This is a genomic window from Maricaulis sp. MIT060901 (assembly GCF_047123815.1).
In the GTDB taxonomy this organism is placed as follows: Bacteria; Pseudomonadota; Alphaproteobacteria; order Caulobacterales; family Maricaulaceae; genus Maricaulis.
The window spans coordinates 1,384,758-1,404,941 of sequence record NZ_CP138920.1; the positions used below are offsets into that span (position 1 = coordinate 1,384,758).

General features: G+C 59.5%; 16 protein-coding genes and 1 pseudogene. 3 read left to right on the forward strand and 14 right to left on the reverse strand.

Annotation, left to right across the window (positions count from 1 at the left end; translation table 11 throughout):
* Nucleotides 1-64: 64 nt before the first annotated feature.
* The 3 genes from SIC17_RS06820 to cysS form a co-directional block, all read right to left on the reverse strand.
* Complete coding sequence (locus tag SIC17_RS06820; RefSeq protein ID WP_291896717.1) at nucleotides 65-1,072, reverse strand: alpha/beta hydrolase family protein; 1,008 nt, start codon at nucleotides 1,070-1,072, stop codon at nucleotides 65-67.
* A gap of 130 nt (nucleotides 1,073-1,202) precedes the next feature.
* Nucleotides 1,203-1,901 (reverse strand): IS6 family transposase, encoded by a 699-nt coding sequence (locus SIC17_RS06825; protein WP_412546781.1) that lies wholly within the window; start codon nucleotides 1,899-1,901, stop codon nucleotides 1,203-1,205.
* Nucleotides 1,902-2,005: 104 nt separating this feature from the next.
* Nucleotides 2,006-3,430, reverse strand: a complete 1,425-nt coding sequence (gene cysS, locus SIC17_RS06830) for a cysteine--tRNA ligase (protein ID WP_412546782.1) — start codon at nucleotides 3,428-3,430, stop codon at nucleotides 2,006-2,008.
* 172 nt (nucleotides 3,431-3,602) lie between these two features.
* On the opposite strand from cysS, the gene hisI reads away from it, so the two are divergent.
* Both hisI and SIC17_RS06840 read left to right on the forward strand, forming a co-directional pair.
* Entirely contained in the window at nucleotides 3,603-4,106 is a 504-nt protein-coding gene (hisI, locus tag SIC17_RS06835; RefSeq protein WP_412546783.1) for a phosphoribosyl-AMP cyclohydrolase, read from the forward strand.
* Nucleotides 4,107-4,118: 12 nt separating this feature from the next.
* Nucleotides 4,119-5,195 carry a homocysteine S-methyltransferase family protein gene (locus tag SIC17_RS06840; RefSeq protein WP_412546784.1) on the forward strand — a complete coding sequence of 359 codons (1,077 nt, stop codon included), beginning with the start codon at nucleotides 4,119-4,121 and terminating at the stop codon, nucleotides 5,193-5,195.
* Between the two features lie 104 nt (nucleotides 5,196-5,299).
* Here SIC17_RS06840 and SIC17_RS06845 read toward each other — a convergent pair whose 3' ends face one another.
* The 10 genes and pseudogenes from SIC17_RS06845 to SIC17_RS06890 all read right to left on the reverse strand — a co-directional run bounded on the left by SIC17_RS06845 (nucleotide 5,300) and on the right by SIC17_RS06890 (nucleotide 17,108).
* Nucleotides 5,300-5,995, reverse strand: a complete 696-nt coding sequence (locus SIC17_RS06845; RefSeq protein WP_412546785.1) for an IS6 family transposase — start codon at nucleotides 5,993-5,995, stop codon at nucleotides 5,300-5,302.
* Between the two features lie 254 nt (nucleotides 5,996-6,249).
* Entirely contained in the window at nucleotides 6,250-6,945 is a 696-nt protein-coding gene (locus SIC17_RS06850; protein WP_412546786.1) for an IS6 family transposase, read from the reverse strand.
* Between the two features lie 92 nt (nucleotides 6,946-7,037).
* Nucleotides 7,038-8,057, reverse strand: coding sequence for an AraC family transcriptional regulator ligand-binding domain-containing protein (locus tag SIC17_RS06855; protein WP_412546787.1), 1,020 nt, complete (start codon nucleotides 8,055-8,057; stop codon nucleotides 7,038-7,040).
* A gap of 106 nt (nucleotides 8,058-8,163) precedes the next feature.
* Entirely contained in the window at nucleotides 8,164-8,667 is a 504-nt protein-coding gene (locus SIC17_RS06860; protein ID WP_291896868.1) for a DUF1772 domain-containing protein, read from the reverse strand.
* Nucleotides 8,668-8,756: 89 nt separating this feature from the next.
* A complete protein-coding gene (locus tag SIC17_RS06865; RefSeq protein ID WP_291896865.1) occupies nucleotides 8,757-9,593 on the reverse strand; it encodes an NAD(P)H-binding protein in 837 nt (278 codons plus the stop codon).
* A gap of 283 nt (nucleotides 9,594-9,876) precedes the next feature.
* Nucleotides 9,877-10,572, reverse strand: a pseudogene (locus tag SIC17_RS06870) (IS6 family transposase).
* A 69-nt stretch (nucleotides 10,573-10,641) separates the two neighbouring features.
* Nucleotides 10,642-11,526, reverse strand: coding sequence for an isoaspartyl peptidase/L-asparaginase family protein (locus SIC17_RS06875; protein ID WP_291896860.1), 885 nt, complete (start codon nucleotides 11,524-11,526; stop codon nucleotides 10,642-10,644).
* Nucleotides 11,519-12,799, reverse strand: a complete 1,281-nt coding sequence (locus SIC17_RS06880; RefSeq protein WP_412546788.1) for a cyanophycinase — start codon at nucleotides 12,797-12,799, stop codon at nucleotides 11,519-11,521. The genes SIC17_RS06875 and SIC17_RS06880 overlap by 8 nt, the downstream gene beginning before the upstream one ends.
* Nucleotides 12,799-14,277 carry a putative basic amino acid antiporter YfcC gene (gene yfcC, locus SIC17_RS06885; protein WP_412546789.1) on the reverse strand — a complete coding sequence of 493 codons (1,479 nt, stop codon included), beginning with the start codon at nucleotides 14,275-14,277 and terminating at the stop codon, nucleotides 12,799-12,801. Before yfcC ends, SIC17_RS06880 begins: the two co-directional genes overlap by 1 nt.
* A 56-nt stretch (nucleotides 14,278-14,333) precedes the next feature.
* On the reverse strand, nucleotides 14,334-17,108 hold the full coding sequence (locus tag SIC17_RS06890) for a TonB-dependent receptor plug domain-containing protein (protein ID WP_291896855.1): 2,775 nt from the start codon (nucleotides 17,106-17,108) through the stop codon (nucleotides 14,334-14,336).
* Nucleotides 17,109-17,957: 849 nt separating this feature from the next.
* Between SIC17_RS06890 and SIC17_RS06895 the strand changes: the two genes are divergently transcribed.
* Complete coding sequence (locus SIC17_RS06895) at nucleotides 17,958-18,323, forward strand: hypothetical protein (protein WP_412546790.1); 366 nt, start codon at nucleotides 17,958-17,960, stop codon at nucleotides 18,321-18,323.
* A gap of 236 nt (nucleotides 18,324-18,559) precedes the next feature.
* Here SIC17_RS06895 and SIC17_RS06900 read toward each other — a convergent pair whose 3' ends face one another.
* Nucleotides 18,560-20,047 carry a serine hydrolase domain-containing protein gene (locus SIC17_RS06900; RefSeq protein ID WP_412546791.1) on the reverse strand — a complete coding sequence of 496 codons (1,488 nt, stop codon included), beginning with the start codon at nucleotides 20,045-20,047 and terminating at the stop codon, nucleotides 18,560-18,562.
* Nucleotides 20,048-20,184 lie beyond the last annotated feature (137 nt).

Here is a 20,184-nt window from a genome sequence, read left to right on the forward strand (position 1 = left end):
CTACCTTACGCTCAAGCCCAAGTTCCTCTGACACTGCCCCCTGAACCGCGCAGCAGTGCGCGCATCAGTCCAGATTGCGGCGCTCGACACGGTCATGCTCTCGCACACTGGCATCAAGCCCGGTGCCGGCCAGCCAGGCCAGCGCATCGGTATCGCCATTGAGATGGGCTTGCCAGAACACGGTTGTGATCTCGGCAGTCACCGCCTGCACGTCCGGATACCAATCCGGCACCGCACCGCCGCCGGGCGCCCGGCGACGCCCCCCGAACACGCTGTGATCTCCGTCCTGGAAGACGACCAGATATTGCTCGCCATCCGGGATCAGCTGAAAGGGGATGGTGCGGTCGGCCGGGTCGATATCAGGCTGCACGGCAGCGCGGTCTTCCGTTCCGGTCATGTGCAGCATCGGCGTCGACATGTTGGCGTAGAGCCGCGGATGCGCGCGCGCCGGCAGCCGGGCAGGCGGCGCTGTCGGACTGAGGGCGATACCGGCATCAATCCGGTCGTCACCAAACTGGCCACGCGGGCCGAAACTGCGGCCGAGCAGGGCGATCGTTGTTGCAGCGCCGTAGGAATGGCCGGACAGACCCAGCCGGTTGGTATCCACTGCCAGCTCGCCCGCGGCAGCGCGGCGTTCCAGCTCGTCGATGATGAAGGGAATATCCTCGAAACGCGCGCGTGCACTCGCCGGATCACGGCGGCCGCGCAGGGCGGAGATGGCCTCTTCGCGGCTGGTCATGCCCTCCAACAGGGACCGGTCCGTGCCGGGGTGCTGGACGAAGACGCCCAGAAATCCGTGACTGGCCCAGTGCTCGCCAAGATAGGGCGCTGCCTCGCGTGAGCCGGCCAGACCGTGTGAAAAGATCACGACGGGGAAGGGGCCCTCGCCATCGGGCAGGTAGAGTTTGACCGGAACCTCCCGCTCGCGCGCGGTATCCGTCCACGTCTCAAGCACGGTCTCTACCGTATGCGGTCCGTGATCATCATACAGCGTTCCCGCATCGCTCTGCGCCATGGGAACAAGCGCAAGAAGTGCGGCAAGACACGCAAACACACCAATATTCTGAACCATGTTTCCCCCCTGGGTACGGGGGTTGAACGGGTGAGCAGCGGAAATCCGTCGCGCGTATGCTGATCAACACCTCCCATGGTGCTGTCAGACGAAACCGGATCGGTCTCGAAAGACCAGGGTTGAGCCTAGGTCAGGCTGCGAGTTGGCGCCATTCGGCCAGGGCGGCGGATCGGTTTTCCTTGAAATCTTCGCGGCGATAAAAGTGGCGTTCGAGGTTAAAGTGATTGTAGACGGAAGATTGGACGGCGGCGAACTTCTGCAGACTTCGCATCGACCTGAACCGCACCATGATCTTCTCTCTTCGCCGGAACGGGAGATGTGAGTTTTCGGCCCGATTATTGAGCCACCTCCCGGTCTCTTGGCGGTTCGAATTCCCGATCTCTTTCATTGCCGCTCGATATGACTTCAAACGATCCGTGACCACGATCTTTGGATTGCCATACCGCTTCATCGCCTTGCGCAAAAACCTCAGCGCTGCCTTGCGATCCCGGGTTCTGGTCACATATGCCTCAAGCACCTCGCCCTCGTGATCGACGGCGCGCCAGAGGTAGTGGGTGCGGCCGTTGATCTTCACGAACACCTCGTCGAGGTGCCACTGCCATTGCGGCCAGGCCCGCATCCGTTGAGCCCGCCTTCTGCGGATCTCGGACGCGAACATGGGACCAAACCGATTCCACCAAAACCGCACAGTTTCATGGGTGATGTCGATGGCGCGTTCGTGGAGCAGATCTTCCACGTTCCGCAGCGACAGCGGAAAGCGAATGTACATCATCACCGCGAGGCGGATCACCTCGGGCGAGGTCTTGAAATATCGGAACGGATTACGCATCTAAAAACGCAACGAAATCAGGCGAACCCGCTCAAACCGTTTTTCTTCTGACAGAGCCCTGGCGAGGTCTTGAAGTATCGGAACGGATTACGCATCGGGCGACGCTACGGTTTCACGCCAATCCGCTCAAACCGTTTTTCCTCTGACAACGCCGTTCTGCGCCAGATCGGACCGTCAGCGCGGTCTTCGACCGTGACGCCAAGCGCGGCGAGTTCGTCGCGGGCTCGGTCTGCGGCGGCATAGTCGTTTGCCAGCCGCGCCGCCTGGCGCGCGTCGACCAAGCGTTGGATTTCTTCGGCCTCGCCGTCTTCGCCCGAGGGCTGTTCGAGCCAGACCGCGGGATCGGCTTGCAACAAGCCCAGCAGACCGCCGGCCTCACGCAAAGCCGCCTTGTATGCGGCGCGATCTACCGTGCTCGTTGCGCGGCGGGCCGCCTTTGCCAGCTGATAGAGTTCAGCGATGGCGCCCGGGAAGTTCAGATCATCCTCAAGCGCACCTTCGAAGGCATCCAGCAAGCCGGCGGGGCATGTGGTGTCTGGGGCGTCGTCGAGATCACGAAGCGTTGCGTAGAGCCGATCTAGACCGCGTTTGGCCTGGGCAAGTCCGTCTGCGCTCCAGTCAAGCGGCTGGCGATAGTGAGCGCCCAACAGTGCGAAGCGGATGGCTTCGCCCGGCGCGTCCGCGAGAAGGTCACGAACCAGAAGGACGTTGCCGAGCGATTTCGACATCTTCCGGCCTTCAACGGTTACGAAGCCGTTGTGAACCCAATGGTGGCAATACAGCTCGCCATCATGGGCACAGGTGCCTTGGGCGATCTCGTTTTCATGGTGCGGAAAAATCAGATCCTGGCCGCCGCCATGAATATCAATCGTCCGACCAAGGCCGTCTTCGATCATGGCCGAGCATTCGATATGCCAGCCGGGCCGCCCGCGGCCCCATGGGCTTTCCCAGCCCGGAAGATCCGGCGTCGAGGGCTTCCACAAGACAAAGTCCGCCGGGTCGCGCTTGTAGGGCGCGACCTCAACCCGCGCGCCGGCGATCATCTCGTCGCGATCGCGGCCCGACAGAGCGCCGTACTCCGAAAATGAAGGCACGTGAAACAAGACATGTCCGTCGGCGGCATAGGCATTACCGCGCGCGATCAACGCCTCGATCATGTCGATGATGTCGGGAATATGGTCTGTCACGCGTGGTTCGAGATCCGGCGTCAACACCCCAAGAGCGGCCATGTCTTCATGGTAGGCGTCGATGAAACGCTCGGTGATGTTGGAGATCGGCTGACCAGCCGCCTTGGCGGCAGCGTTGATCTTGTCGTCCACATCGGTGAAATTCCGAGCATAGATGACCCGCTCGTAGCGCCGCCTCAAAAGGCGATAAAGAACGTCGAACACCACGGCCGGGCGGGCATTGCCGATATGGGCATAGTTGTAAACGGTCGGCCCGCAGACATACATGGTCACAAGATCGGGGCGCGTCGGCTCGAACGGCTCTTTCGTCCTGGTCAGGGTGTTGGTGAGGTGTAGCGTCATTATCGATCCGTACGCGGCGCTCCAGGTTTGGCTCGCCCGCAAGACCATGAGCACCCGTCAGCTTGTTTCACGTGCGCAGCGTTATAATATAACACCGCAAGCGCTCAAGTAGGCATAGCTGGGCGCGACCGCAAGTTTCCCGCAATTCCACTTGGATCCAGGAGCGATCGCCATGAGCGTTGACCCCACCAACTCGGCCCCCTCCAGCCGGTTTGCCGAGCGCGTATCCGTTGAGCAGGTTGAGGAAGGCTCTGATCTGGCGCCGAAGTTCGACGCGGAAGGGCTGATCCCTTGCATCACGACCCAGGCTGACACCGGCGAAGTGCTCATGCTGGGCTACATGAATAGCGAGGCGCTGGAACGCACGATCGCAACCGGAGAGGCCCATTACTGGAGTCGAAGCCGGCAGCAACTCTGGCACAAGGGCGCGACCAGCGGCTTGACGCAGCAGATCGTCGAGATGCGTATCGATGACGATCAGGACGCGGTCTGGCTAAGCGTGCGCGTTGCTGGGCCCGGCGCGAGTTGCCATGTCGGATTTCGGTCCTGCTTCTACAGAAAAATCGAAATCGGTGCGCCACCCGGGGAACCGGGCCGGCTCGAGTTCACAGAAACAGAGAAGACGTTTGATCCAAAAGCCGTGTACGGCGATGCCCCCAACCCGACGCAGCTTTGATCGATGATGAGAATGGATGACATCGTAAAACGTGCAGAGCGCCTTGCGGCACTGGAAGAGCGCGCAAAGTCCGGCATCCTTATGCTCGACGGCGCGATGGGCACTGAAATCCAGAAGCATAAGCTGACGGAGGCAGATTATCGCGGCGAGCGCTTCGCCGACTGGCAGTCTCCCGTGGCTGGCAATAACGACCTCCTCAACCTCACACAGCCAAACATCATCAAAGGCATCCATACCGCCTACTTTGAGTCTGGCTCGGATATTGTGGAGACGAACACCTTCTGCGCGACCGCGATCGCGCAGGCGGATTATGAAATGGAGGGCTTGGCCACCGAGATCGCAGAAGAAGGCGCGCGGATCGCTCGTGCAGCTGCCGAGGCCGTTGAGTCTGTAACCGGTGACCCCAAGGCCGTGTGTGGAGCGATCGGTCCGACCAACCGAACGTTGTCGCTCTCTCCCAAAGTCGAAGATCCTGGATATCGCGCGGTCACCTTCGACGAAGTGCGCGACGCCTATGCCGAGCAGGTCGCGGCGATGGCGCCCTATGTCGACTTCTTCCTTGTTGAAACGATCTTTGACACGCTGAACGCAAAAGCCGCGATCAAGGCAATCATGGATTTGCGCAGCACCGGCGCGACTGCTGAAATTCCGATCATGCTATCCGGCACGATCTCCGACGCGTCCGGCCGAACCCTGTCGGGCCAGACAACGGAAGCGTTCTACAATTCGCTTCGCCACGCCAAGCCTTGGGCAATCGGCCTGAATTGCGCGATGGGCGCAGCAGAGCTTCGCCCCTACGTACAGGAAATGCACCGGGTCGCGGAGTGCAAGGTTCTAGCCTACCCCAATGCCGGCTTGCCCAATGCGTTTGGCGAGTATGATGAACGACCTGAAGAAACAGCGGCGTTTCTCGGCGAGTGGGCGCACCAGGGCTATGTGAACATTCTCGGCGGATGTTGCGGCACAACGCCAGACCATATCCGCGCCATTGCGGAGAAGGCGAAAACCGCTGCTCCGCGCGAAGTTGGGAAACCCTCTGACGTGTTGCGCCTATCCGGTTTGGAGCCGTTTGAGCTCCGGGGACAATAACCGCCGATAATCGAGGCACTGCCCATCGCACCATCACCCGATACGGCGGCGGGTACTGTCAGACGAAAACGGATCGGTCTCGAAAGACCGTGATCGAGCCTAACTCAGGCCGCGAGTTGACGCCATTCGAGCAGGGCTTGAGTACGGCTTTCCTTGAATTCTTCACGGCGGTGGAAATGGCGTTCGAGGTTGAAGTGGTTGTGAATGGAGGACTGGATGGCGGCGAACTTTTGAAGACTTCGCGTCGACCTGAACCGGTTCATGATTTTCTCTCGTCGCCGCAATGGCTGGTGTGAGTTTTCTGCCCTGTTGTTGAGCCACCTCCCGGTTTCCTGCCGGCAGGCAATTCCGAGCTCACGAAGCGCCGCTCTGTAGGACGGAAGCTTATCGGTCACGACCCGGTCAGGCGGCCCATATCGCTTCATCGCCTTGCGCAGAAACTTCAGCACTGCCTTGCGATCACGGCGTTTGGTGACAAACGCCTCAAGCACTTCACCCTCATGATCAACGGCCCGCCAGAGATAGTGGAGTTCGCCGTTTATGCGGACGAAAACCTCGTCGAGATGCCAGGTCCAATTCGAGTGGTTCGTGTTCTGGACGCGGCGTCTTCGGATCGACGTCGCGAAGAGTGGACCGAAGCGGTTCCACCAAAATCTCACTGTTTCATGAGTGATATCGATGCCGCGTTCGTGGAGCAGATCCTCGACGTTCCGGAGCGACAGCGGAAAACGGACATACATCATCACGGCCAAGCGGATGATCTCGGGCGAAGTCTTGAAATATTTGAACGGGTTACGCATCGCGCGACGCTAGGAAACTGGCGCCGCACGCTCAAGTCCAAGTTCCTCTGACACTGCCCAACGAGGTGTTGAACCCGGCGGCCGCTCATTGGACCGCCTCCTGTGGGAGGAATAGGAACAGATAATAGGAACGTTTTGGCCTGGCGGCCAAACGCCAAAATCGTAACCCGTGAGGGGATTTGCGGTTTTGGGAATAGTGGCGGTGCTGTCAGACGAAAACGGATCGGTCTCGAAAGACCGGGATCGAACCTAACTCAGGCCGCGAGTTGACGCCATGCGGCCAGGGCTTGAGTACGGTTTTCCTTGAAATCTTCGCGGCGGTAGAAATGGCGTTCGAGATTGAAGTGGTTGAGAACAGAGGATTGGACGGCGGCGAACTTTTGAAGACTTCGCATCGACCTGAACCGCGTCATTGTTTTTTCTCGCCGCCGCAAGGGTTGATGTGAGTTTTCGGCCCTGTTGTTGAGCCACCTCCCGGTCTCCTGCCGATGGCTCACACCAAGCTCGCGAAACGCGGACTTGTAGGACGGAAGTTTATCGATGACGATCATCTCGGGTCGACCGTAACGCCTCATCGCTTTGCGCAGAAACTTCAGCGCTGCCTTGCGATTTCGTCGTTTGGTGACATACGCTTCGCGCACTTCACCTTCGTGATCTACAGCGCGCCACAGGTAGTGAAGCTCACCGTTTATCTTCACGAAAACCTCGTCGAGATGCCAGGTCCAGTTTGAGTAGTTCGTGTTCTGGACGCGCTGCTTCCGGATCGACTTCGCGAAGAGTGGACCGAACCGGTTCCACCAAAATCTCACTGTTTCATGCGTAATATCGATGCCGCGCTCGTGGAGCAGATCCTCGACGTTCCGGAGCGACAGCGGAAAACGGACATACATCATCACGGCCAAGCGAATGATCTCGGGCGAAGTCTTGAAATATTTGAACGGATTACGCATCGCGCGACGCTAGGAAACTGGCGCTCCACTCTCAAGCCGAAGTTCCTCTGACACTGCCACTTTGACGCCAGGCGCCAATCTTCAGGCAAAACCTATCCGAGCCGATAGGAGCGCGGCGTCTGCCCCGCCCAGCGTTTGAAGGCGCGGGTGAAGCCGCTTTGCTCGGAAAAGCCGGTCAGGAAGGCGATTTCAGCCAAGCTGTAGTCTGTTTCCGTCAAGAGCTTCTGCGCCAGATCCTTCCGCGCCAAGTCCACCACGACCTGGAAGGAATACCCCTGATCCGACAGCCGGCGCTGGAGCGTGCGGGCGCTCATCCCCAGGCTGGAGGCGATATCGGAGACAGGCGGGACACCTTCGCTCAGCGCCTTGGCCACGGCGATGCGGACTCGCTGATCGAGTGAGACGCTGTCAGCAATGGCCGCGAGTTCCTGCTCCAAGTGCCGGTCGAAGAATTGGGCGATCGTCGCATCACCGAGCTTGTTGGGCGCAGAGAGCAGCGCTTCGCTGACCAGCAGCGCATCGCGCTCGTCTTCAAAATGCACGGGGCAGCCGAAATGCGCCTCATAGGCCTCAACCGGACCGCGCGGCGCATGCTTGAAGAAAATCGCGTCAGGTGTGAACTCGGCTGTACTGATCTGATCGCTGATCTCTGTGACCGCAGACAGACTGGCCTCGTTGGAAAGCTGCATACCTCGGCTGCCATCACCTTCTTTGAGGAGTTTGTAGTATGCCCCGCCGTCGGTTGGCTCCAGCTCGTAGACCTCAACGCTCGACAAAACCCGGGCATAGCGCTCTGCGCGATTGTAAGACCCACGGAGGTCGGGCGCAGACTTCCAGGCCAAACCGAAGGCTCCGTATTCGTCGGCTTGCATGGAGGCCCCGATACGAAGGGGCAGATTCAAACCGTCGGGATCGCGCGCCTCGAGGTCGGCAAAGAAACGATAATAGTCCGGCGAAGAGACCATCTGGGACGGATCGATCGGCCCGTCGGGATTCAACCCCAGGCCTTCAACGAGGTCGCGCGTTTCTACCCCCGGACTAGCCTCGCTGACGACTCTGTAGACATATAGCGACGTGATTTGCCCCATGTGGGTAACATAGCCCCAGCGCATCGTTTTGCGAATTCGTCCCTCGCATAAGCGACGAGGCCCGATCGGCATTGTATGCCGGAATCGGACCTGTCGGTTGTTGGGGGAAGGCGGGGAGATGGCCAAGGGATCAGACTTGTCCGCTGGCAACGAGGGCGATAGCGGCGGCGCCGTAAAGGCCTGCGGTGACAATGCTCCCCACCGACCGGAGGTGGTTTAGTCGTGTCCATTTGCGTCCGTAATCGCGCCAGTAGGTTTCGGCATCGGCGTCATGCGGATCGAGGGAAGCGAGCTTATTGTTCATCGGGACATTCCCGAACAGCGTCATCAAGAAAACGGTGGTGACGTACACGATCGGCGCGGCGATCAGCATGGCCCGTGCAGTGCCGTGGAATGCTGGCAGAGCGTAGATCGCGAGCGCGACGGAAATAAATGGGATCAACAGTATCCCGGCAACGAACTGCGTCTTGATAACGGTGCGGTTGATTTGCTGCATGGCTTCGATGCCCGCGGCGGGCTCCGAGCGCAAAAGCCCCGACATAATGAATTCGGAAAAGGCGGAGAAGACGCCTGCAATGATGGCGCTCCACAGTGCCAGGAAGAGGATGGCGAAGAGGATCCAGTCATAAGTCATGGTCGTGTTCCTTTGATCAGAGAGAGAGGGTGGCCGCCGCTATTTTGGAGACAGGACCGATCGCGACGGCCGGTGCAGTAGCCGTCAGATCAGGCCACCTCGTTCCAGACGCCCTTCGCAACAACGTCGCGGGCATAATCGGCGAAATCCTTCGGCGGACGTCCGAGCGCACGTCGTACGCCGTCGGTCAGATGCGCATTGCGCCCGTCAAGCACTGTGGCGAAAAGATAATCCAACATCCAGGCGACGTCTTTCGGGGCGCCGGATTTGGAGATTTCGTCGACGAAATCGGCGTGAGGGATATCGATATAGGCGATCTCACGACCCGTTGCGTCCGACAGATCCGACGCGATATCCGCAAAACTCATCAAGCGGGGACCGGTGACCTCGTAGATCTCGCCGACATGACGGTCCTCGGTGAAGGCGGCGACGGCAATCTCCGCAATGTCATCGACATCGACGAACGGCTCGGGCGTGTCGCCTGCGGGAAGCGTGATCGCGCCGTTCAGTACCATGTTGATGAAAGCGCCTTCGGAGAAGTTCTGGTTAAACCAGCTGGCTCGCACGATCGTCCATTCCAGGCCCGAAGCCTGGACGATCCGTTCACAGGCCTGCGCCTCTTCTTCACCGCGGCCGGACAAAAGAACCAGACGCTTGACCGCCGCCGCCTTGGCCTTGCGACAAAACGCTTCGATCGCATCGGTGGCACCGGGGATGGCGAGGTCCGGAGCATAGGTGACATAGGCCGCGGTGATTCCTTCCAGGCAGGCGTCCCAGCTTTTTTCATTGTCCCAATCAAAGGACGGCACGTTCGACCGAGAACCCACGCGAACCGCGTGGCCTTTGGCTTTGAGACCTTCAACAACACGGCGACCGGTCTTGCCGGTGCCGCCAAGGACGAGCGTGGTATTGCTTGTGGTGGTCATGGACTTGCTCCTGTGTGCGGGTTGCAAGCTCATGTTTAGGGATTAGCCGCGCAGCCCTCTTGCCAACGCGCGACAGAGTTTTGACCGAACGCGCCAGTTTGTGGCGCGAGGATCATGGTTGTCGGGACGGAGACTGAAAACCCAAGTCTGAGTAGCGGCGATGTCATGTGTGGACGGCCCCTGTTCTGCAAGGTTTGATTTGAGTGATTTCTGATCATTGCGGGTTGCGGGGTGGTGTCAGACGAAAACGGATCGGTCTCGAAAGATCGGGTTTGAATCTATCTTAAGCCACAAGTTGACGCCATTCGGCCAGGGCTTGAGTACGGTTTTCCTTGAATTCTTCACGGCGGTAGAAATGGCGTTCGAGATTGAAGTGGTTGTGGATGAAAGACTGGACGGCGGCGAACTTTTGAAGACTTCGCATCGACCGAAACCGCGTCATGATTTTCTCTCGTCGCCGCAAGGGCTGATGTGAGTTTTCAGCCCTGTTGTTGAGCCACCTCCCCGTCTACTGGCGGCTGGCGTTTGCAATCTCGCGGAAAGCGGATTTGTAGGATGGCAGCTTATCCGTGATCACCTGTTCAGGTTGACCATATCGCTTCATCGCTTTTCGTAAAAATCGTAGCGCCGCCTTGCGATCCAGGCGTTTGGTGACGAACGCCTCAAGCACTTCGCCCTCGTGATCAACAGCTCGCCAGAGATAGTGAAGCTCGCCGTTGATCCGGACGAAAACCTCGTCGAGGTGCCAAGCCCAATTCGAGTAGTACCCCTCCCGAACGCGACGCTTGCGGATCGACTTTGCGAACAGCGGTCCGAACCGGTTCCACCAAAAGCGAACCGTCTCGTGGGTGATATCGATGCCGCGTTCGTGGAGCAAATCTTCGACGTTCCGTAGCGAGAGTGGAAAGCGGACATACATCATCACCGCAAGGCGGATGATCTCGGGCGACGTCTTGAAATATTTGAACGGATCATGCATCCGCGGAGGCTACGAAACCGCTACCTTGCGCTCAAGGCCAAGTTCCTCTGACAACGCCCGGCGAGCCCCTCAAAAAACAGCTACTGTCGGAATGTGCCCCGCCCCGCCCCAAGCGCGCTTCATACCAAATGAGTTCCAGCGCATGGAAACACGACCCTCCCGGTCCACGGCAATAACCCCGCCATCCCCGTCGCGAGCACCGACATCCGCGATCAGACCCTCGACCGCCTCGTCCAGCGGCTGGGATCCATAGCGCACGCGCGACGCCACATCCTGGGCACCTCCGGCCAGGATGAAAGCCTCACCTAACCCGGTACAGGACACGGCGACATTCTCGTCCGCCCAGGTACCGGCACCGATAATGGGTGTATCGCCGAGGCGCCCCTCGGACTTGCCGAAGATACCGCCGGTCGATGTCGCCGCTGCCAGCCGGCCCTGCAGGTCAAGGGCCACCGCGCCAACCGTGCCGTGGGCCCGATTGGCTGTGGCCAGGTCTTCCTCGACCACACCGACCGGCAGCCGGTAATAGCTGTCCGGATCGGCGACAAATTCCAGCCCGTGCTGGCGACAGAAACGTTCTGCACCGCGAGCTGTCAGCATGACATGTTCGGATTTTTCCATGACGGCCCGGGCTGCGCGGATGGGCAGCATGACATCACGCGCTGCGGCGATCGATCCACCTTGCCGGGTTGCCCCGTCCATGATCGAGGCATCCAGCTCGACATAACCGACATCATTGGGAGCAGATCCGCGCCCGGCCACATAGAGACCGCACGTCTCCATCTCTTCGACCGCCCGGGTCACAATATCCAGCGCCGCAGCACCGGCCCGAAGGTCACGCTCACAACCCAGGGCCAGTTCGCGCATATGCGCCTCGGCATCGGAGTAATCCCGCCCCGGAGTTACGCCCGCTCCGCCATGCAGCGCGAATGCATATGTGTTGTTCTCAGTCATTCGCCTGGCCCTGCTCACTGGAGATCACGGATACTGACACATGGGCAGGAAGAATATCGAGACCGACACGAAGAATGCTGTATCGCGCCTCCCCTTCGCTGTCGCGGCCCCAATAACCCTGGCTGTCGGCGGTCTGGCTGAAACGATAGATCACCGCCCGGCCATCTGCCGCAAAGGACACCCGCTCCACCGCGCTGGAAGCGGAATTGTCGACCAGGCCCTCGCCTGCCACTTCCGGAAGACCGGCCGGTGGCAAGGCCATGCCTCCGCCTGACGCGACAGGTGTCCGGAAATACTCATTGCCCACGGTGGCTGATTTGTAGTCCGGGATGGATACCCGACCTGCATCCCAGTCCACCCGGTCACCCGCACTCAGATAGGACACCCGCAGGCCTTCAACACCGAACCGTCCGGATGTCTCGCCCGAGTGGGCATCCGATGCATCCACCCAGCTGACACCACCGGCACCGGCAATCCAGAAGGCGGAACTGGCTGGATCCACAACCAGGGCCGTGTCTTCATCGATACCAAACCCCTGGGCAGCACCGGTTTCGACCAACGCGCGGGCCAGTCGGCCAAGCCTGGCGCGTTCTTCGAAATGCTGGTCCACGAGGCCCAGCGGGAAAAAGCCCAGACCCTGTCCCAGCGACAGGCGTCCGCTCTCCATCTCGTCCTCGGAGGCGTGTGCGTCCAGGACCGGCTCCACCAGCGTGGTCAGCGTGTCGCCGCGCTGGATCATGCGGGCGCTCATGATGGCGGCGCCGGCACTGGTTCCCCCCAGTGTCGCGCCCTGGGCATGACGCTGACGGATCGCTGTGAGCATGGGCGTGTCCGTGCCGTCATCTTGCAGCAGGAGACGGGTCAGGCGCATCTGGTCACCGCCGGTGAACCAGATCGCATCCGCCGCCTCGATGACCGCGATCTGTTCGTCGGACCAGGCTCCCCGGTCCCAGCGCGACTCGTCGGCAGGTGTGTCCCGGTCATCCATCACGGCCAGCCGGACCAGATCGACCAGGTCGGCATCAAATCCGTGCGCTGCGAACACCTCGGCCATGCGCCCGCCGGACGTGGCGGGGGAACCCGACGCGCCGACAATGACGGCAATGCGGGCCTCCGCTCGCGTGTTCACAGCCTCGAGAAAGGCCCCATAAACCTGGGCATTATCGTCCTGAAGGCCGCCACCCACGATCACCAGGCGCCCCTGTGCCTGCGCACTTGCGGGCAGGCCCAGCAGTGCCGCAGCAAAGGCGGCACGGATCAATGTTCTAAACATCAGCTATATCCGATCAGTTGGGCAAGGGTCACAAAAGCCGCTGCGAGGGCATACAGACCCAGCAGGGGTTTCCAGGCGAAACGCACCCAGATCGTCCAGTCCAGTCGCGCCGCCGCCAGCGAGCCCATCAGGGCGGCCGAGGCCGGAACGACCAGGTTCATCAATCCATCGCCCAGCTGGAAGGCCAGTACCGCCGTCTGGCGCGACACTCCGGAAAGGTCTGCCAGCGGTGCCATCAATGGCATGGTCAAGGCCGCCTGCCCGGAGCCGGACACAACAAAGATGTTGATCACGCTCTGAACACCCAGCATGCCCAGCGCCGATCCCCAGTCCGGTAGGGCTTCGGCGAAACCGCTGAGCTGGAAGAGGATGGTGTTGAACACGCTCGCACCCGAGGGATCATCTCCGCCCAGAAGCAGGATCACACCCTTGGCAAAACCGATGATCAGCGCCGCCGGCGCCAGGCGTGCCGCGCCATCGGCAAAGGCGGAGGCGAGATCGCCGGCACTCTTTCCATTGAGCTTGAACAGCACGCCCGCGGTGCCTGCCACAAGGGCGAGGGCAAAGAATTGCGCGGAAATCTCGGCCAGGTAATAGCCCTGGGTAGAGACACCCCAGGCGACCCAGATGACGCCCAGCGCCGTCAATGCCAGCACGACCAGGTCGCCCACGCCGGCGCTCTCCAGGGTTTGTTGCTCTGCACCCTCTTCGCGCAGCCGGGCATCATTGGCAAAAGCGAGGGAGGATTCCGGTGTCCGGCGGACCCGGACGGCATATCGATAGACCCAGAAAGCACCGATACTGGTGAAAGCCGACCACATGACCACACGCAGCATGAGACCGGACATGACCGGCACCTCAGCGATGCCCTGCGCCACCAGCACGCTGAACGGGTTCATCCAGCTGGTGGCAAACCCGATCTGGGTCGCCGCATAGGTGACCAGAATGGCTGTGATGCTGTCATAACCTGAACGCACCAGCGGCGGGGCGACCAGCAATGTAAAGACGATGGCTTCCTCGCTCATGCCAAACACGGCGCCGGCGAGGGAGAAGGCGATGAACAGGCCCGGAATGAGCAGACCATTGCCATTTTCAGCGCGCTTCAGCGTGCCCGTGAGCACACGGTCCAGCGCACCGGTATCAAGGATGACCCCGAACGTACCGCCGATGATCAGGATGAAGGCCATCAGGCCGATCGTCGCGGAGTGGCGATCGCCGGAAATCAGCCCCTCGAACATGAAGGAGAGAAATCCGGCACGTTCGGCATCACCGAACAGGGGCGCGCCCATGGGAGCCCCCTCATTGGCCAGGGCAAAACTGCCCGGAACGATCTGCGTTCGACCGCTCTCCCCGACTATGGTCTCGAACGCCCCGGAGGGCACGAGCCAGGTCGCGAGATAGGCCAGAACCCCCACGATCAACAGGATGAGATAGGCATTCAGCCCACCGCCCGGCGATGTCTGTTTGTCATCCGACATGTATCAATCCTCGTATCGAAGCGGGCGGCAGCCAGGCCGCCGCCCGTCGATCATCCCTAGAAGGACTGCGTCACGCGCAGCGTCATGAAGCGACCCATCGTGTCATGATTGATGTGGTCAACATTGGCACTGGAGCCGAGAACACGCGGCGGCTCGCAATCCAGGATATTCTGGATGTTGAGCTGGATGAAGCCATTCTCGGAATAGTCATAGCTGAAATTGGCGTCGAACACCGTCCAGCTGTCGACATTCACCTCCGCACCATCCGGCAGACCGGCGGCCGCCAGAACACGCGGGGTCGGATCATCCATATAGGAGCTGGTGTGGTTGGCACCGATGGACGCACGCCACTGGTCCTGCGTCCAGCGCAGACGCAGATTGGCGAGTGTTTCCGGATAGCGGAAATCACCGGCCAAGGCTTCGACCGGCGCGTTGTCAGAGGCCTGACGCTTATACTCCAGCAGGTGTGTGACATCGAACAACAGGGCCAGTTCGGCGCCGCTCGGCATCTGGAAATACTGGGTGTAGTTGAAGTCGATACCGCTGGTCTGCTGATAGCCCAGATTGGTGATCTGGAAGTGCGCATCGGTCACGAAACCGTTCTGGATTTCCAGACCGGCAACACCGGTGGCCAGGGCACCCGGAGCAACAACCGGGAAATCACCGGCCAGGGCGCGACGGATGAAATCATCCTCGTCGATACCCACCAGGTCTTCGTGGCGGATATTCCAGTAATCCAAGTTGATCTCGATGTTCTCCGACGGACGGAAGAGCGTGCCAACACCCCAGGTCTCGGCATTCTCAGCGCCGAGATTCGGATTGCCGACATCTTCCGACAACAGGGATTCACCGTCAGCGGCCGCATCGCCATCACACGCACCCGGCGTCTCGACACAGTCGACACGATAGCTGGAGAGAAGCACACCAGCCCCACTCTGCGCCAGCGACGGTGCGCGGAAGGAGGTCGACCAGTTGCCGCGGAAAATCAGGCTGTCAGCGGGCTGCCAGCGGAAGGCGATCTTCGGATTAAAGTCACCGCCGAAGTCGTCGTATTCGTCGTAACGACCAGCCAGTTGAACATCAAAGGTCGAAGTGACCGGGATGTAGAGCTCGCCGAACACGGCCCACTGGCTGCGCTCGCCCGTGGCCGAGGTCGAGGAGAAACCGAGGATCGGTTCCGGGTTGTCCAGCGTAGCGACCGCGTCACCGGACGGGGTGTCTTCGAGTTCTTCCTTGCGGAATTCGACACCGAAAGCAGCCTGGACTGCATTGCCGTTGAATTCGAACAGCTCGCCCGAGCCGATGGCGTCAAAGGCGAAGAGCTGGCTCTCACCGCGGCGCTCGGCCGTGGTTTCCAGCAGTTCGCGCAGACCGGCCGGCTGGTTGGCCTGGCCACCAAACGGATTGTACCAGAGCGTCGTGCGGCCATCGTCCTCACAGGTATCGCCGAAGTAATCAGCCGTCGGGCGGGTCAGGTCGACATCCCAGCGCCGCGCCGTGGATCCGTCGGAACACAGATTTCCCAGCAGGGCATTGTAGAAATTTTCGGAATTCACCAGACCGCTAAGGCCACGCTGGGTCCGCTCATTGCGGCCGTAGAGCAGCGAGGTTTCGACGTTCCAGCCATTCTCCAGCTCGATGTCAAAACCGGTGACATAGCGCAGGGTCTCCGACTCCACTTCGACAGCGCGCGGGTCCAGCAGCTTGCCCCAGGCAAAGATCGGATATCCGTAATACCAGTCAAATCCCGGCACAGCGCCCTCGGCGACCATGTCGTCGATCAGCGCGGTTGGCCAGTTCGGGTTTTCCGGATCAATCGGTGCGCGGGAGAAGTTGGACGGGGAGCCCGTACCGCGTGCCGTCGAGGTCTGATAGGTCAGCTCGTTGAACCACTCGACAAGATCGCTCATCTGGTAGCGGTGCGTGAACAGGCCGCCCCAGCTTTCCAGCTCGTCCTGGGTGGAAACAAAGGCGTTGGTATTGACCTCACAGAACTCACCGAAATTGCCGAAGCCGAAATCATCGGCCGCACAACCGCCCTCACCCGGCTCTTCGGTCTGGTCGTAGAACATGAAGAAGAGGTCGTTGAAGCTGGGATAGATGCCCTGCTGGCTCGGACGAATGGAGTTGCGGGAAATCTCGCGATCGCGATCAAACAGCGCGTTGCGGCGGTAATAGTCGACGACAGCCATGACGGAGTGATCGCCATACTGACGGCCCCAGATTCCGTTGATATTGAAACGGCCTTCGTCGGTGTCGGCGCTGGAATTACCGTAGGAAACGGAGATTTCCTGGCCTTCATAATCATCACGCAGGACATAGTTCACTACACCTGCAACAGCATCCGCGCCATAGGTGGCTGACGCGCCGTTCGGCAGGACTTCCACCCGCTCGATCGCTGCCAGCGGGATGGAGTTGACGTCGATGAAACTCTCCTGGCCGCGGGCAAAGGCACTGATCGTGGCGCGACGGCCATTGATCAGGGTCAGTGTGGCGCTGGTACCGAGACCACGCAGGGAAACACCACCCGCACCGACCGGCGTGTCAGACGACAGCGGGCCGGCCGTCGAGGTCGAAAACGTACCGGAACCACCGCCGGTAATGGTCAGGTCACGCATGAGATCGATGACCGAATTGGCACCGGATTCCTCGATCGCCTCGCGATCAATCTGCACCGCTTGGACGCCACCCTCGAGGTCGAGCCCCTCGATGCGCGTACCGGTTACGGTGATGGATTCCTGTGTGGATTCAGCTTCCTGGGCCGCCGCACTTGCGACAAACGTCAGGCTCGCAACGAGCGCCGTCGTCGACTTCAAAACTTGGATTTTCATAAACTAGTCTCCCGGCGAACACGTGTTCGCCTCCCCTGATTGCAAACCGATAGATGCAAGCCGGAACGGACGGTCAGCCACGATCACAAGGATCGGGTTTCCTGGAATTTAGTTGAATGTGAACGTGACCGCTCGACCACCCCGGAGGGTTGGGAGCTATTCGTCGAACCAGTCCGCGAGATGGTGCTGGACAGACCGGAGGACGAGCACTTGGTGCTGCTTTTTCATGGCGACCTCACTTCACAGTAAAGCCACGCTAGGCGGAAACCGGGGTCGCTGCAAGGTTAGCGGTGGCGACTACATCTCAACTGGTACCTTCCTGGACGGTCTCGTTACGGTCAGCAACGAAGGTAGCGGCGTAACGGTCGACGATAGCGATTCGACTTCTGACTAAGTGCTGTGCGCGACCTGATGGCACTCTTAGTTTCTGAAGGTCGCGCATTTCCCACCTCGCTACGGACAATCGCTGCGAGTAAAACTCCTGGCCAAATAGAGATTTTTAACGTTGAACAACATAGACTTATTGACTTTCGGCCAAACTCGAGACCCGCACATCACTGCCGTAGTCGAGAAGCTGCCGTCGAGGATCCGGGTACACCAAGTTGATAGGCTGGAACCGAGCTTGGTCGACTTCTGCCCCCACGATGGTGGTGAACGTTCAATGGGCGCAAAACTCTCGTGGCGACGGGTTAAAACAAACCTCAGCCGTGAGCCGAATTTCGTGCTCAAAGACCGCTATCGTGAAAAGTTTTTAACCGAAATTGGAACGCTGTTATCGACGGCATAGGGCATTTGGCCGCGCAGCAAGAGTTTCATAGTCGCAGCGTTATCGAACAGTCGGAGAACAAGTTGATCCAGGCCCAGGCCGCTAGAGGTGTTGGCTTTGAGCTTCCCAAAACGATTGTTAGCAATGATGCCGCAGCAGTTACTAGTTTCTTAGGCCCCGATGAAAAAATTCTAACGAAGCCTGTCCGTTCGGGCTCAGCACAAGAAGGTCGAATGGTGTATTCTCAGCGTGTCGAAAGAGAGTTCATCGTGGAGTCGGCACAGCAGTTGAAATTCGTGCCGCACATCTTTCAAGCGTATGTCGAAAAAGCCTATGAGCTAAGAGTGTCAGTCGTGGGTGAACAAGTGTTTGCCGCGAAAATTGACTCGCAGAAAGACGAGCGCTCGCAAGTGGGTGCTGTCAGACAAAAGCGGAGAAGTCTCGGATAGCGACCAGCGCGTGAATTTAGGCCGCGAGCAATTCACGCCACTCAGTGAGAGCGGCTTGGCGAAGGTCTTTGAATCTGGATCGGCGTTCTAGGGCTCGGTCGTGGTTGAAATGATTGTGGACGGAGGCGTGGGCAGCGACGAATTTCTGAAGACTTCGCATCTGTCTGAACCGGGCCATGGCCCACTCCCTTCGTCAGAAGGTAAGATCAATAGATGCAAGCGCGGAGCGCCGCGGCTCAGTTCAACGACCTGCGATAGGTCACACCCCGGCGGACAACTAAGGTCTCACCATCTGAATTGAGCTGTATGGTTAGCTCATTGGCAAAGCGTGTGTTGATAAAGGTATTTGGCCCTGTTTTCACGAGCTCGAACGTTCCGTTGTAGGACCAAATGCAATCCGGCGCTTCGCTTGTTGAAAGCGTAATGCCCCCATCTGTATCGACCGAGATTTCAAACACATTGGCCCCTGTTTCTGTATCGACATATATTCCGGGAAGTTCCTGACTTTCGTCTGATGTTAGAGCCAACCGCTCGCGAGTGATGAGTGGAATCGCAGGCCAATTGTACACCTCCGCCGTTGTACGATTGATATCGCCCATCAAGATGAAACCACCCGGTCCGTTGGTCATCACAACGATCACATCGCCCCGCGCCGGGAACGACATTGTATGGTTCCAATACCCACGATTGTCCCCGGAATTACTTAGCCGCACCTGGGCTTGACGGATCTGAAAGCCAACGGCGAGGCCGGTGAAGTCTATTGCGGGGGTAAGAACCTCGCGACCGACGTCCGGATGAATTCCTCGGTCTTCATTATCCGTTACACTTGCAAGAAGCGCCGAGATAAACCGACCGTATTCGGTCGGTGTCGACCATAGTCCTGCCGCTGCACTCTGAGGGTAGAGTAGCCATCCACCGTCCTCTGGAAGGCCCTCCTCTCCATAGCCAGGAGCCAGATTACCGGTGCGAGCGTCCCCAGGCCTAATCAAATCGAACGTGCTCTGCTCCATGCCCACCGGATCAAGCACAAGCCGCTTCATGAGTGCGGGAAAAGGCTCGCCGGAGACAGTTTCCGCCCAATGCTGGGCCAGATGAAACCCCCCGCCCGAATAAAGTCGGCGTCCAATACGGTCGGGGTCAACCATCAGACCCGGAGTGTTGGAGCCATTCTCTCCGAGCACGATGTCCAGCGTACTCGGAACATGATCTTCCGGGGCGTACCCCGGGAAACCAGATATTGTCACACCCGCAGAATGAGAGAGGAGTTGTCTCAACGAAACAGATGCACCGCTTGGATTGACCCGCTCATCCTGCAGAACGGGCAGGGATGGCGTCAGATCTGCATCAAGGTCCATTCCGACCTCGAACGCCAGAGAAACGATCCCCACCGCGGCCACAGCCTTCCCCAGCGAGGCCGCTTGGAACAAGGTGTCGGCGTTTTCCGCTTCACCATACGAGGATGCCCAGTGAAGCTCACCGCCTGAATAAACCGCGACCGACGCAGACCTAACCCCGAGCTCTTCCATTCGTTCCTCGAGGCTTGGGCGTAGCGCCTCTTCGCCCTGAAACGAAATAATACCAATCAACCCGCGCTCAATTGTCTCTTGCTCCACAGGCTTATTGAGAGTCGGCGTCGCTACCGCTGATGCTGAATACGTAAACGCCGCGAGCATTGCGCCGGCAGCGAGAACAAACGCCAAATGGCTGATTGAAGCTTTGATCATGATGATTACCCAATAAATTCGCGGGTGGATTGGCTTGCGTCACGTTTGACCAAGCATGACTTGAACGCCTGTAACATCGTCGTGGATCTGTCTGCGACCTGGCCCTGCCATGGAGAGGCTCCAATGATGGCAAGGCC

Bases quoted from the DNA above. Each gene is read 5' to 3' on its own strand.
- SIC17_RS06820 (WP_291896717.1), bottom strand. From the start codon at position 1,072: ATGGTTCAGAATATTGGTGTGTTTGCGTGTCTTGCCGCACTTCTTGCG.
- SIC17_RS06825 (WP_412546781.1), bottom strand. From the start codon at position 1,901: ATGCGTAATCCGTTCCGATATTTCAAGACCTCGCCCGAGGTGATCCGC.
- cysS (WP_412546782.1), bottom strand. From the start codon at position 3,430: ATGACGCTACACCTCACCAACACCCTGACCAGGACGAAAGAGCCGTTC.
- hisI (WP_412546783.1), top strand. From the start codon at position 3,603: ATGAGCGTTGACCCCACCAACTCGGCCCCCTCCAGCCGGTTTGCCGAG.
- SIC17_RS06840 (WP_412546784.1), top strand. From the start codon at position 4,119: ATGGATGACATCGTAAAACGTGCAGAGCGCCTTGCGGCACTGGAAGAG.
- SIC17_RS06845 (WP_412546785.1), bottom strand. From the start codon at position 5,995: ATGCGTAACCCGTTCAAATATTTCAAGACTTCGCCCGAGATCATCCGC.
- SIC17_RS06850 (WP_412546786.1), bottom strand. From the start codon at position 6,945: ATGCGTAATCCGTTCAAATATTTCAAGACTTCGCCCGAGATCATTCGC.
- SIC17_RS06855 (WP_412546787.1), bottom strand. From the start codon at position 8,057: ATGCGCTGGGGCTATGTTACCCACATGGGGCAAATCACGTCGCTATAT.
- SIC17_RS06860 (WP_291896868.1), bottom strand. From the start codon at position 8,667: ATGACTTATGACTGGATCCTCTTCGCCATCCTCTTCCTGGCACTGTGG.
- SIC17_RS06865 (WP_291896865.1), bottom strand. From the start codon at position 9,593: ATGACCACCACAAGCAATACCACGCTCGTCCTTGGCGGCACCGGCAAG.
- SIC17_RS06875 (WP_291896860.1), bottom strand. From the start codon at position 11,526: ATGACTGAGAACAACACATATGCATTCGCGCTGCATGGCGGAGCGGGC.
- SIC17_RS06880 (WP_412546788.1), bottom strand. From the start codon at position 12,799: ATGTTTAGAACATTGATCCGTGCCGCCTTTGCTGCGGCACTGCTGGGC.
- yfcC (WP_412546789.1), bottom strand. From the start codon at position 14,277: ATGTCGGATGACAAACAGACATCGCCGGGCGGTGGGCTGAATGCCTAT.
- SIC17_RS06890 (WP_291896855.1), bottom strand. From the start codon at position 17,108: ATGAAAATCCAAGTTTTGAAGTCGACGACGGCGCTCGTTGCGAGCCTG.
- SIC17_RS06900 (WP_412546791.1), bottom strand. From the start codon at position 20,047: ATGATCAAAGCTTCAATCAGCCATTTGGCGTTTGTTCTCGCTGCCGGC.